This window comes from Geothrix sp. (assembly GCF_030219325.1).
GTDB lineage: Bacteria > Acidobacteriota > Holophagae > Holophagales > Holophagaceae > Geothrix.
This window is the reverse complement of record NZ_CP126625.1, coordinates 1,118,542-1,130,373: the sequence shown is the minus strand read 5'-3', so window position 1 is coordinate 1,130,373 and position 11,832 is coordinate 1,118,542. Positions and strand designations below refer to the sequence as shown.

12 protein-coding genes are annotated in these 11,832 nt (G+C 70.6%); 10 read left to right on the top strand and 2 right to left on the bottom strand.

Annotated features, from left to right (window positions below; all coding sequences use genetic code 11):
* Nucleotides 1–4: 4 nt before the first annotated feature.
* Nucleotides 5–607, bottom strand: coding sequence for an ATP-binding protein (locus tag QOZ81_RS05005; RefSeq protein ID WP_291200668.1), 603 nt, complete (start codon nt 605–607; stop codon nt 5–7).
* 278 nt (nt 608–885) lie between these two features.
* Here QOZ81_RS05005 and cobA point away from each other — a divergent pair, with 278 nt between their 5' ends.
* From cobA to QOZ81_RS04955, 10 genes are all read left to right on the top strand, one after another.
* Entirely contained in the window at nt 886–1,722 is an 837-nt protein-coding gene (gene cobA, locus QOZ81_RS05000; RefSeq protein WP_291200671.1) for a uroporphyrinogen-III C-methyltransferase, read from the top strand.
* Entirely contained in the window at nt 1,643–2,236 is a 594-nt protein-coding gene (locus QOZ81_RS04995) for a precorrin-2 dehydrogenase/sirohydrochlorin ferrochelatase family protein (RefSeq protein ID WP_291200674.1), read from the top strand. The genes cobA and QOZ81_RS04995 overlap by 80 nt, the downstream gene beginning before the upstream one ends.
* Nucleotides 2,233–3,867, top strand: a complete 1,635-nt coding sequence (locus QOZ81_RS04990) for an NADPH-dependent assimilatory sulfite reductase hemoprotein subunit (protein WP_291200677.1) — start codon at nt 2,233–2,235, stop codon at nt 3,865–3,867. Before QOZ81_RS04995 ends, QOZ81_RS04990 begins: the two co-directional genes overlap by 4 nt.
* Before the next feature lie 2 nt (nt 3,868–3,869).
* Nucleotides 3,870–4,580 (top strand): phosphoadenylyl-sulfate reductase, encoded by a 711-nt coding sequence (locus QOZ81_RS04985; RefSeq protein ID WP_291200680.1) that lies wholly within the window; start codon nt 3,870–3,872, stop codon nt 4,578–4,580.
* A 4-nt stretch (nt 4,581–4,584) separates the two neighbouring features.
* Nucleotides 4,585–5,490, top strand: a complete 906-nt coding sequence (cysD, locus tag QOZ81_RS04980; RefSeq protein WP_291200684.1) for a sulfate adenylyltransferase subunit CysD — start codon at nt 4,585–4,587, stop codon at nt 5,488–5,490.
* Nucleotides 5,490–6,767, top strand: coding sequence for a sulfate adenylyltransferase subunit 1 (locus QOZ81_RS04975; RefSeq protein ID WP_291200687.1), 1,278 nt, complete (start codon nt 5,490–5,492; stop codon nt 6,765–6,767). The genes cysD and QOZ81_RS04975 overlap by 1 nt, the downstream gene beginning before the upstream one ends.
* 114 nt (nt 6,768–6,881) lie before the next feature.
* Nucleotides 6,882–7,880 (top strand): sulfate ABC transporter substrate-binding protein, encoded by a 999-nt coding sequence (locus QOZ81_RS04970; RefSeq protein WP_291200690.1) that lies wholly within the window; start codon nt 6,882–6,884, stop codon nt 7,878–7,880.
* 6 nt (nt 7,881–7,886) lie between these two features.
* Nucleotides 7,887–8,696, top strand: a complete 810-nt coding sequence (gene cysT / locus QOZ81_RS04965) for a sulfate ABC transporter permease subunit CysT (protein WP_300715353.1) — start codon at nt 7,887–7,889, stop codon at nt 8,694–8,696.
* Nucleotides 8,689–9,537 (top strand): sulfate ABC transporter permease subunit CysW, encoded by an 849-nt coding sequence (gene cysW / locus QOZ81_RS04960; protein WP_291200696.1) that lies wholly within the window; start codon nt 8,689–8,691, stop codon nt 9,535–9,537. The genes cysT and cysW overlap by 8 nt, the downstream gene beginning before the upstream one ends.
* Nucleotides 9,534–10,526: a sulfate/molybdate ABC transporter ATP-binding protein gene (locus QOZ81_RS04955; RefSeq protein WP_291200700.1), complete on the top strand. Its 993-nt coding sequence runs from the start codon at nt 9,534–9,536 to the stop codon at nt 10,524–10,526. Before cysW ends, QOZ81_RS04955 begins: the two co-directional genes overlap by 4 nt.
* 16 nt (nt 10,527–10,542) lie before the next feature.
* On the opposite strand, the gene QOZ81_RS04950 is transcribed toward QOZ81_RS04955, so the two are convergent.
* Nucleotides 10,543–11,778, bottom strand: coding sequence for an SPOR domain-containing protein (locus QOZ81_RS04950; RefSeq protein ID WP_300715352.1), 1,236 nt, complete (start codon nt 11,776–11,778; stop codon nt 10,543–10,545).
* Between the last annotated feature and the right edge of the window lie 54 nt (nt 11,779–11,832).

Below are 11,832 nucleotides of genomic sequence, written 5' to 3'. Positions count from 1 at the left end.
GTCGTCAGGGTACCAGCCGCGGAATCACGGGGACAGTCGGCGGGGGGAAGTCGATGACGAAGCGCAGGCGCCGCAGGAAGGCCGGGTCGAGGGCCTGCTTGTGATTGGTCGCCAGGATGGCCAGGCCGCTGTAGGCCTCCATCTCCTGCAGCAGGTAGGCCACCTCGAGGTTGGCGTAGCGGTCGTGGCTGTCCTTGACCTCGCTGCGCCTGCCGAACAGGGCGTCGGCCTCATCGAAGAACAGAACGGCTTCACTGGCTTCGGCGGCGGCGAACAGCTGGCGCAGGTTCTTCTCCGTCTCCCCGATGTACTTGCTGACCACGGCGGACAGGTCGACGCGGAAGAGGTCCCGCTGCAGGGCGCCCGCGATGGCCTTGGCCGCGGTGCTCCGGCCCGTGCCGGGCCCGCCGGCGAACAGGACGGCGATGCCCTGCCCGCGGGGCATCCGTTCGGCGAAGCCCCGGGTCTCCTGGACCTTCTGCCGGTGGCGGACCTGATCGGTGACCTGGTGCAGGAGGTCCAGCTGCTCCGGGGGCAGGACCAGCTGGTCCCAGCACGCCCTGGGCTTGATGACTCGGTGCATCGGGCTGGAAGGCTCTTGGGTCATGGCCAGCTCCTGTGGATCGCGCCGTGCCTATTCAGGCCCTTCTCTGGCCCGCCGCCGCGTGCGGCGAGTGTAGTCGTGAGAGGGCACCGCCACCAGGGAGAACCTGTCGCCACAAACAAATGTATGAATGAAATCGTCGTTAATATATAACTATTTTAATTAACAAACTTGACAATTATCACAAACCGGGCGAACCTTTGGCTCTGGCCATTCCCCGGGCCTTCCGCCCCGTCGAGTTCCTTCTGAATCCCTCAGCCCCCGCCCATACCCAGGTCCCGATGTCCCACCTCCCCTCCCAGCCCCCGGGATTCGTCAGCCTCGTCGGAGCTGGCCCCGGCAGTCCCGACTTGATCACGGTCCGGGGCCTCCGGGCGCTGGAGGCGGCCGAGGTCATCCTCTACGACGCCCTGATCGATCCCGCCTTCGCGACCCTGTTCCCCGCCGGCGCCCTGGCCATCGCCGTGGGCAAGCGCTGTGGCAGGACCAGCACCCCGCAGGCCGACATCCACCAGCTGATGATCGGCCACGCGCGGGCCGGCCGGCGGGTGGCACGCCTCAAGGGTGGCGATCCCCTCATCTTCGCGCGGGGCGGCGAGGAGGCCCTGGCCCTCGAAGCCGCGGGCGTCCCCTTCGAGGTGATCCCCGGCGTGAGCGCCCTCCAGGCCGCCGCGGCGGGCGCGGGCTTCCCCCTCACCCACCGCGAGGTCAGCCGCCGCATCACGATCCTGGAGGGGCACCACCTGCCCGACTCGCCGGCCGCGTGGCGGGACCTGGCCGCCTCCCGCGGCACCATCGCCGTCTACATGGGCACCCGCACGCTCCAGGGCCTGGCGCGCACCCTGCTGGACCACGGCGCCCCGCCGGGTCTGCCGGTGGCGCTGGTGGAGCAGGCCCAGTGTCCCGGCCAGACCAGCACCTTCTCGACCCTGGCCCACGCCGCCGCCGGCTCCCTCCACCCCGTCACCGATGGCCCCGGAATCCTCTTCATCGGCGAGTCCCTCCACCACCGCTTCCACCCGACCCAGGAGCTGTCCCATGAGCCTGCTGCCCCTGTTTCTGGATCTCCGCGGGAAGCGGGTGCTCGTGGTGGGCGCCGGGAGCGTCGCGCAGGCTAAGCTGCGGGCCCTCCGGCCCACGGGCTGCCGCCTGCGCGTCGTCGCCCTGGCCTTCACCCGGCCCTTCCTTGACGAGCTGGAGGGCTTCGACGCGGAGCTCCGCACGGGGGCCTTCGCCCCGGAGGATCTGGAGGGCGCCCACCTGGTCATCAGCGCCACCAATGATCCGCACGCCAACGCCTTCGTGGCCGCCCAGGCGCGGGCCCGGGGCCTGTGGGTCAATGCCGTGGACGATGCCGCCTCCTGCGATGCCCTCTTTCCCAGCGTGCTGCGCCGGGGCCCCTTCGTGGCCGCCATTTCCACCGAGGGCGCCTTCGCCGGCCTGAGCCGCGTGGTGCGGGAGGCCCTCGAGGGCCTGGTGCCGGACGAGACCCTCCCCGAATTCGAAGCCCTGGTCCGTCTCCGCCAGGAGCTGAAGCGGACGCTACCTGATCCTGCCCGCCGTGCCGAGGTGCTCCGCTCCCTCCTGCGCCAGCTCCAGGAAGAGGTTCTCCCCGTGGAGGTGCGCCCATGACCGCCAGCCCCATCGAAGCCCTCAAGGCCGGTTCCCGCCACCTGCGGGGGAGCCTCGCCGAGGAGCTCGCCAGTCCGGAGCCCTCCTTCTCCAAGGAGGCCCAGACCCTGGTGAAGTTCCACGGCCTCTACCAGCAGAAGGACCGCTTCGAGAAGGAGAAGCCGCCGGTGCTGATGCTGCGCGGCCGCATCCCAGGGGGCCGCCTCAGCGCTGGACAGTACCTGGCCTGGGATGACCTCGCGGACCGCTACGGCGATGGCACCCTGCGGCTCACCTCGCGCCAGAGCATCGAGCTGCACGGCGTCCTCAAGGGCGACCTCAAGGCCACGCTGCAGGGCCTCCACGCGGCCCTGCAGACCACCAAGGGCGCCTGCGGCGACGTGGTGCGCACGGTGACCCAGGCGCCGAATCCCTGGTTGCGGCGCGACCTCGCGCAACTGGACGCGGTGGTGGATCGCCTCGCCGCGCACTTCCAGGCCGTGTCCAACGCCTATGCGGAGATCTGGCTGGATGGCGAGCGCGTGAACCCGGAGAAGGAGCAGGAGCGCCTCTTCGGCGCCACGTACCTGCCCCGCAAGTTCAAGTTCAGCGTCACCGTGGCGGGCGAGAACCTGGTGGACCTCTACACCAACGACGTGGGCCTGGCGGCCACCTTCGGCGCGGACCGGATCCTGGATGGCTTCTTCGTGGTGGCGGGGGGCGGCATGGGCATGACCCACGGCGATGACACCACCTTCCCCCGGGTGGCGGACCTGCTGGGCTGGATCCCCGAGGCGGCGGCGATCCCCGTGGCCGAGGCCATCGTGGGCGTGCACCGGGACGAGGGCAGCCGCGAGGACCGCAAGCGGGCCCGCCTGAAATACGTGATCGCCCGCAAGGGCCTGCCCTGGTTCAAGGCCGAGGTCGAGGCCCGCGCCGGGATCCGCTTCGAGGAGCGCCCCCTGCCGCCCTGGCGCACCACGCCGGTGCTGGGCTGGCTGGAGCGCAGCGACGGTACCTTGGCTTTGGGACTCTCCATTCCTGCGGGACGCATCGCAGGGCGACTCAAGGCCGCCCTGCGTGAGGTGATAACGACCTTCCATCCTGGGGTTCAACTCAGCCCGGATCAGGACCTGATCCTCCTCGGCTTGAACCCGGAAGTCCGGGGCGAAGTGGAGGCCCTGTTCCTGAGCCACGGCCATCCTCTGGAAGCCGCGGATCCCCTGGCGGCCCGGGCCATGGCCTGCGTGGCCCTGCCCCTCTGCGGGCTGGCCCTCATCGACGCGGAGCGGGTCCTCCCCGACCGCCTGGCGGACATCCGCGCGGCGCTGGGCCGCCGGGGCCTCGCCGACCGCAGCCTCCTCTTCCGCATGACCGGCTGCGCCAATGGCTGCGCCCGCCCCTACACCGCCGAGCTGGCCCTGGTGGGCCAGACCGGCAAGAGCTACGCGCTCTTCGTGGGCGGTGATCCCGAGGGCACCCGCCTGGCCTTCCCCGTGGCCCACAAGGTGACGGTGGAGGCCTTCCCCGCGGCCCTGGACCACCTCTTCTCGGCATGGGCCCAGGAGGGCCGACCCGGCGAGGCCTTCGGGGATTTCGCGACCCGTGTGGGCGCCCAGCGCCTGCGCCCCACCCTCGAGGAGCAAGCCTGACCATGGCCGAGACCTTCCCCCTGCCCCCCGCGGGCCTCGACGCCCAGGCCCTCGTCCAGTGGGCCGCCGATACCTTCGGCGACGAGCTGGCCCTGGCCTGCAGCGCGGGCGTGGAGGACAGCGTGGTTGTCCACTTGGCTTCCCAGACTGGTCGCAGCCTGCGTGTCTTCATGCTGGATACGGGACGCCTGCATCCCGAGACCCACGACACCTTCGAGCGGCTGCGCAGGCGCTATCCTCAACTCCGTTTCGAGGTCTACTCGCCGGAGGGCGCGGATGTGGAGGCCCTGGTGAACGCGCAAGGACTCTTCGGGTTCCGTGACAGCTTGGCCCAGCGCCAGGCCTGCTGCGAGATCCGCAAGCTGCGGCCGCTGAAGCGGGCCCTCGCCGGCTCCCGGGCCTGGCTCACGGGGCTGCGCCGCGAGCAGAGCCCCACCCGCGCGGACCTGGCGCCCGCCGAAGGCGACGGGGGCACGCCCGAGCGCCTGAAGGTCGCGCCCCTGCTGGACTGGGACCAGGCGAGGTTGTGGGCCTTCGTGGCCGAACACGGCATCCCCACGCACCCCCTGCACGACCAGGGCTATCCCTCCATCGGCTGCGCCCCCTGCACGCGGGCCATCCAGCCCGGCGAAGATATCCGCGCGGGCCGCTGGTGGTGGGAACGGCCCGAGCACAAGGAATGCGGACTCCACCACCGGCCGAGCAAGGGATGACCGAATGACCCAGACCCTCACGCACCTCGAAGCCCTGGAATCCGAGGCCATCCACATCCTCCGGGAGGTGGCGGGCCAGTGCTCGAACCCCGCCCTGCTCTTCAGCGGCGGCAAGGACAGCCTCGTGCTGCTGCGGCTGGCGGAGAAGGCCTTCCGGCCCGGCCGCTTCCCCTTCCCCCTGGTGCACATCGACACGGGCCACAACTATCCGGAGGTGATCGCCTTCCGCGATCATCGCGCCGCCGAGCTGGGCGAGCGGCTCATCGTCCGCACCCTGGACGAGAGCATCGCCAAGGGCCGGGTCGTGCTGCGCCACCCGAGCGAAAGCCGCAACCGCCACCAGAGCGTGACCCTGCTGGACGCGGTGGAGGAGTTCAAGTTCGACTGCCTCATCGGCGGCGCCCGCCGGGACGAGGAGAAGGCCCGCGCCAAGGAGCGCATCTTCAGCTTCCGCGACGAGTTCGGCCAGTGGGACCCCAAGAACCAGCGGCCCGAGCTGTGGAACCTCTACAACGCCCGCATCCACCCCGGCGAGCACATCCGCGCCTTCCCCATCTCCAACTGGACCGAGCTGGACGTGTGGCAGTACATCGAAGAGGAGGACCTGGAGCTGCCCTCCATCTACTTCGCCCACGAGCGCGAGGTGGTGCTGCTGCCGGGCGGGGCCCTGCTGCCCGTGACGGACCTGACGCCCGTGCCGGTGGGCGCGATCGCCGTCCGCAGGACCGTCCGCTTCCGCACCGTGGGCGACATCAGCTGCACCGCCCCCGTACTCAGCGAGGCCCGCACCTTGGCGGCCATCGTCAAGGAGACCGCCACCACGGAGCTCACGGAGCGGGGCGCCACGCGCCTCGACGACCAGACCAGCGAGGCCTCCATGGAGCAGCGCAAGAAGGAGGGCTACTTCTGATGAGCCACGACACTTTGGTGGACAACGGCCTCCTCCGCTTCATCACCTGCGGCAGCGTGGATGATGGCAAGAGCACCCTCATCGGACGCCTGCTCTTCGACAGCAAGGCCATCCTGGCGGACGCCCTGGATGCCCTGGCAGTGTCGAGCCGCAAGCGCGGCCTGGACGAGGTGGACCTCTCGCTGCTGACCGACGGCCTCTCCGCCGAGCGGGAGCAGGGCATCACCATCGACGTGGCCTACCGCTACTTCAGCACCGGCACCCGCAAGTACATCCTGGCGGACGCCCCGGGCCACGAGCAGTACACCCGCAACATGGTGACCGGCGCCTCCACGGCGGACCTGGCCATCGTCCTCATCGATGCTCGAAAAGGAGTACTGCCCCAGACCCGGCGCCACATGACGCTGGCCCAGGTCATGGGCCTGCGCCACGTGGTGGTGGCCATCAACAAGATGGACCTGGTGGGTTACGACGAGAGCATCTTCCAGCGCATCCGCAGCGAGGTGGAACCCCTCGCCCGCAAGCTGGGGATCGCCGACATCCAGTACATCCCCCTGTCGGCCCTCAAGGGCGACATGGTGGTGGAGCGGGGCGACCGCCTGGACTGGTACGAGGGGCCCACCCTGATGGCCTTCCTCGATGGCGTGGAGCTGGGCGCCGAGGACCTGGAGGCGCCCTTCCGCTTCCCCGTCCAGCTGGTGTGCCGCCCGCGCACGGAATCCCTCCTCGACTACCGCGGCTACCAGGGGCGCATCGAAAGCGGCTCCGTGGCCCGCGGCGACGTGGTGACCATCCTGCCCTCGGGCATCCGCACCACGGTGCGGCGGGTGGAGTTCTTCGGGCGGGATCTGGCCCGGGGCATCGTGGGGCAGAGCGTGACCCTCCACCTGGAGGATGACGTGGACATCAGCCGGGGCGACCTCATCGCCGGCAGCGTCGGCGCCCCGGCCCGGAGCCGCGACCTGAACGCCACCCTCTGCTGGTTCAGCGAGCGGCCCCTGGATCCCATGAGCCGGCTCATCCTGCGCCATGGCACCCGCGAGGTGCGGGCCAAGGTCACGGCCATCCTCGGCCGCATGGACCTCCAGGCCCTGGAATCCATCCCCGCGGACGAGCTGCGCATGAACGACATCGCCACCGTGAGCCTCCGGCTCCAGCAGCCCATCGCCGCGGATCCCCACGCCTGGGTGCGCAGCGGGGGGACCTTCATCCTCATCGACGAGGCCACCCATGCGACCCTCGCCGCGGGCCTGGTGCTGGCCCAGGAATCCTACTGAACCCTCTTTCCATCTCATCTTCCTGGAGTCGCCCATGACCCGCTGTTGTCGTCCCTGCCCGGCGCCCGTCCCCGCACCCCATCCATCGCCCCACCGCCTTCCAGGGAATCCCTCATGACCTCACGCCTCCGCGCCCTTCTGCTCCTCGCCACCCTGGGCCTCGCCCTCCAGGCGCAGGAAGTCAAGCTCCTCAACGTCTCCTACGACCCCACCCGCGAGCTCTACCAGGCCATCAACCCCGCCTTCGCCGCCCACTGGAAGGCGAAGACCGGCCAGACCGTCACCATCGCCCAGTCCCACGGTGGCTCGGGCAAGCAGGCCCGCTCCGTCATCGACGGCCTTCCGGCCGATGTCGTCACCCTCGCCCTGGCCCACGACATCGACGCCCTGGCCACCCAGCGCCAGCTGCTGCCCGCGGATTGGCAGAAGCGCCTGCCCGGCAACAGCTCGCCCTACCTCTCCACCGTGGTGTTCCTGGTGCGGGCCGGCAATCCCAAGGGCATCCGCGACTGGAACGACCTGCTCAAGCCTGGCGTCCAGATCATCACGCCGAACCCCAAGACCAGCGGCGGCGCCCGCTGGAACTACCTGGCGGCCTGGGGCCAGGCCCTCAAGCAGAAGGATGGCTCCGAGGCCAAGGCCCGGGCCTACGTGGCAGAGCTCTTCAAGCGCGTTCCGGTGCTGGACAGCGGCGCCCGTGGCGCCACCACCACCTTCGTGGAGCGCGGTCTCGGCGACGTGCTGCTGGCCTGGGAGAACGAGGCCCTGCTGGTGACCGAGGGCACGGGCAAGGGCAAGTTCCAGATCGTGCTGCCCTCCTCCAGCATCCTCGCCGAGCCCTCCGTGGCCTGGGTGGACAAGGTGGTGCAGAAGAAGGGCACGGCCGCCGTGGCCAAGGCCTACCTGGAGTTCCTCTACACGCCCGAGGCCCAGAAGCTCATCGCCCAGAACGGCTACCGCCCCTCGGACCCCAAGGCCCTCAAGGCCGCCGGGGCGAGGTTTCCGCAGCTGAAGCTCTTCACCATCGCCGACACTTTCGGCGGCTGGGACCGCGCCCACGACGCCCACTTCAAGGACGGCGGCAGCTTCGACCAGATCGTGGCCACCCGGTAGGCCTGCGTGACCTTCACCCGCCGCCCCGGCTTCACCCTCAGCGCGGGCATCACCCTGCTGGGCACGAGCCTCATGATCCTGCTGCCCCTGGCGGCGCTTGCCCTCAAGGCGGTCCACGCCAAGGCGGGCACGTTCGGGGCGGTGCTCGGCCAGCCGCGGGTGGTGGCGGCCTGCCTCTTCAGCCTGGGGGCCGCCTTCGCGGCGGCCCTCTTCAACCTGGTGTGGGGCACCCTCATCGCCTGGGTGCTGGTGCGCTACCCCTTTCCGGGGCGGCGTCTGGCAGATGCCCTGGTGGACCTGCCCTTCGCCCTGCCCACGGCCGTGGCGGGCCTCACCCTGTCCTCGCTCTACGGCCCCAAGGGCTGGATCGGGCACCTGATCCCGTTTCCCGTGATCTACAACCGCCTGGGCGTGGTGCTGGCCCTCAGCTTCGTGAGCCTGCCCTTCGTGGTGCGCAGCCTCCAGCCCGTGCTGGAGGAGCTGCCCCGCGAGATGGAGGAGGCCGCCGCCTGCCTCGGCGCCAGCCGCTGGGCCACCCTGCGCAAGGTGGTGCTGCCCCAGCTCATGCCGGCGCTCCTCAGCGGCTTCGCCCTCTCCTTCGCGCGGGCCGTGGGCGAGTACGGCAGCGTGGTCTTCGTCTCGGGCAACCTGCCCTTCAAGACCGAGATCGCGCCCCTGCTCATCGTGGTGAAGCTGGAACAGTACGACTACGACGGGGCCGTGGCGCTGGCCGTGATCATGCTCAGCATCTCCCTCCTGGTGCTGGTAGGCATCCACCTGCTGCATCGCCGCTTCGGGGGGCCCGGCCATGTCTGACCTTCACCTTCTCGCCGACGGAGTCGGCGAGCCAGCCTGGCTAAGACGGAGCCTCATCGCCATCGCCGTGGCTTTCATGGCGGTGTTCCTGCTGCTGCCCCTGGCCAACATCTTCCACGCGGCCCTGTCGGAAGGTTGGAGGGTGTTCCTCGCCAGCCTCCACGACGAGAACGCGGCGGCCGCCATTCGCCTGAGCCTCCTGAGCACGCTATCGGCGGTGCTCATCAGCGGCGTGTTCGGGCTGGCGGCGGCCTGGCTCTTGGGCCGCCACCGGATCCCCGGCCATGGCCTCTGGGTGGCCATCCTGGACCTGCCCTTCGCCATCTCGCCGGTGGTGGCGGGCCTGATGTTCGTGCTGCTCTGCGGGCAGGACGGCTGGCTGGGCCCCTGGTTCGACCGCCACGGCATCCAGGTCATCTTCGCCAAGCCGGGCATCGTGCTGGCCACGGCCTTCGTGACCTTCCCCTTCGTGGCCCGGGAGCTGCTGCCGCTGGTGCAGGCCCTGGGCCCCGAAGCGGAGGAGGCCGCCCGGCTGCTGGGCGCCTCGCCCTGGCAGACCTTCTGGCGGGTCACCCTGCCCGCGCTGAAGTGGGGCCTGCTCTACGGTGTGATCCTCTGCGCCAGCCGCGCCATGGGCGAGTTCGGGGCCGTGAGCGTGGTCAGCGGCCACATCCGCGGCGAGACCATGACGCTGCCCCTGCACATCGAGGCCGTCTACAACGAGTACCAGTTCGGGGCGGCCTTCGCCTGCGCCTCGCTGCTGAGCCTCATGGCCCTGGTGAGCCTGGCCCTGAAATCCTTCGTCGCCTGGCGGGCCCGCCGGGACCGGGAGTCGGCATGAGCATCGAAGTCAGGAACCTCACCAAGCGCCTGGGCGGCAAGACCATCCTGGACCGCGTGAGCCTCGACATCCCCGAGGGCAGCCTCGTGGCCCTGCTGGGGCCCAGCGGCTCGGGCAAGACCACCCTGCTGCGCATCATCGCGGGGCTCGAGACGCCGGATGAAGGCGAGGTGCTGGTGCGGGGCGAAGCCACCACCATCCGCGCCCCCAAGGATCGCCACGTGGGCTTCGTGTTCCAGCACTACGCGCTCTTTCCCCACATGAGCGTCCGGCAGAACGTGGCCTTCGGCCTGGAGGTCAAGCCCCGCGCCCAGCGGCCCTCCCGCGAGGCCATCCGCGTCCGCGTGGACGAGCTGCTCGGGCTCATCCAGCTGGACAGCTACGGAAACCGCCTGCCTTCGGAGCTGAGCGGAGGCCAGCGGCAGCGCGTGGCCCTGGCCCGGGCCCTGGCGGTGGAACCCAGCGTGCTGCTGCTGGACGAGCCCTTCGGCGCCCTGGACGCCCAGGTGCGCGCGGAGCTGCGCCAGTGGCTGCGCCGCCTGCACGATGTCTCCAAGGTCACCACCGTGCTGGTCACCCACGACCAGGAGGAGGCCATGGAGGTGGCCGACACCGTGGCCGTCATGAACCGCGCGCACATCGAGCAGGTGGGCCATCCCAGGGATATCTACGACCACCCCGCCACCGCCTTCGTGGCCCAGTTCGTGGGGCAGATGAACCGGCTCCACCAGGTGGACGAGGGCACCGCCTTCGCCCGCCCCCACGAGATGGAGATCAGCCTCGATCCTCGGGACGGCGAGCCCGCCCGGGTGGCCCGCATGGTGTCCATGGGGCCCCTGGTCCACCTGCGCCTGCGGCTCCCCTCGGACCAGGAGCTGGAGGTCCACCTCACGCGGGAGCGTCTCCAGCAGCTCCAGATCATCGAGGGCACGCGGATCTTCGTCCGGCCGAGCCGGATCCAGATCTTCGCCGAGGACTACAGCATCTGAAGCTTCGGGGTCAGCCTCACTGGGCGGGGATGGCGTTGATCTGGTACGGCCTCGGCCGCTGGCCGCCCTCGAGGAAGAAGGCGGGCACGGCCTTGGCGGCGCGCTCTGCATCCGCCTTGGAGGCGTAGTCCCCGAGGAAGAGCTGGTAGGCGGTCTTGCCGCCCTTGAGCTTGATGGGGGCGATGAACAGGTCGGGTTCCTGTCCCGGGAAGGCCACCACGGCGTTCTTCAGGGTCGCGGGCAGGTTGGCGATCTCCAGACGGAGGGTCCAGCGCTGGCCGGACAGCGCGTCGATGTGCTTCTTCCCGAGCTCCAGGGCCTTGGGCATGTCGCCCAGGCGGAGGGCATCCAGACGCCGGGTCACCTCGGACCCTGGGGCGGTGGCTTTGGCGGGGGCGGGCGGCGGCAGGGGGGCCGGCCGGGGAGCGGGCGGGGGCGCCACCACCACGGTGACCGGGGGAGGCGGCGCGGTCACGGGGGCCGCCGGGGGCGGGGGGCTCGCCAGGGGACGGGCCACGGGCGCCTGGGGGACGGGCTTGGCCACGGGCTGCGGGGCCTGGGGTGGCGGCGCAGGACTGGCGAGCGGACGCGGCGCCGGAACCGTGCTGACCACCGGCAGGGGGGCCGGTGGCGGGGGCGGCGCCACCACCGGTGGGGGCTCGACCTTGGTCGGCGCCCGCTCGGGCTCAGACCGGGGGGCGGCCGCGCGGCCGCCCCAGGCGTAGCCGACCACCGCGGCCCCCTGGAACTCCTTCAGGTCGGCGTTGGCGAAGGTGAAGAGGTAGCGGCCTTCCAGCCCCCAGACGAGGCCCAGGCCCGGTCGGTGGTGGAAGCCCAGCGACAGGTGCGCCGTGCCGGCCTTGAGGGTCTTCTGCAATCCGGTCACGGCGTCGATCTGCGGGATGGAGACGGCGCCCAGGCCTAGGCCGATGTAGGGCCAGAACCGGCTCGCCGCGTCGCCGGAGAGACCGGTCAGCAGGGTGGCGGAGAACTCGGACTGGCTGAGGCTCTTGCCCGGGGCCAGGTCGCTCTTGGGACTGGCCACCAGGGCCTGGAAGCTGAGGCCGTAGCGCTTCTCGTCGAAGAGCAGGCCCCCCTGGAGGCCGAAGAAGGGCGAGGCCTTCAGGTTCGTCTGGGTGTCCGGGGACAGGCTGCCCGCCTGCAGGCCCACCCACTTGTACCCCGGCGCCCCCTCCTGCGCGGCGAGGCTTGCGGCGAGCGCGGTCCACAGTACGAGCTGCCTGGTTCCCATGACTTTCTCCGAGCTTGGAAGGTGATCGAGATTAGCGCGGCACGGGCCTTTGCG

Coding starts and splice junctions, on each gene's coding strand:
- QOZ81_RS05005 (WP_291200668.1), bottom strand. CDS start 607: ATGACCCAAGAGCCTTCCAGCCCGATGCACCGAGTCATCAAGCCCAGG.
- cobA (WP_291200671.1), top strand. CDS start 886: ATGTCCCACCTCCCCTCCCAGCCCCCGGGATTCGTCAGCCTCGTCGGA.
- QOZ81_RS04995 (WP_291200674.1), top strand. CDS start 1,643: ATGAGCCTGCTGCCCCTGTTTCTGGATCTCCGCGGGAAGCGGGTGCTC.
- QOZ81_RS04990 (WP_291200677.1), top strand. CDS start 2,233: ATGACCGCCAGCCCCATCGAAGCCCTCAAGGCCGGTTCCCGCCACCTG.
- QOZ81_RS04985 (WP_291200680.1), top strand. CDS start 3,870: ATGGCCGAGACCTTCCCCCTGCCCCCCGCGGGCCTCGACGCCCAGGCC.
- cysD (WP_291200684.1), top strand. CDS start 4,585: ATGACCCAGACCCTCACGCACCTCGAAGCCCTGGAATCCGAGGCCATC.
- QOZ81_RS04975 (WP_291200687.1), top strand. CDS start 5,490: ATGAGCCACGACACTTTGGTGGACAACGGCCTCCTCCGCTTCATCACC.
- QOZ81_RS04970 (WP_291200690.1), top strand. CDS start 6,882: ATGACCTCACGCCTCCGCGCCCTTCTGCTCCTCGCCACCCTGGGCCTC.
- cysW (WP_291200696.1), top strand. CDS start 8,689: ATGTCTGACCTTCACCTTCTCGCCGACGGAGTCGGCGAGCCAGCCTGG.
- QOZ81_RS04955 (WP_291200700.1), top strand. CDS start 9,534: ATGAGCATCGAAGTCAGGAACCTCACCAAGCGCCTGGGCGGCAAGACC.
- QOZ81_RS04950 (WP_300715352.1), bottom strand. CDS start 11,778: ATGGGAACCAGGCAGCTCGTACTGTGGACCGCGCTCGCCGCAAGCCTC.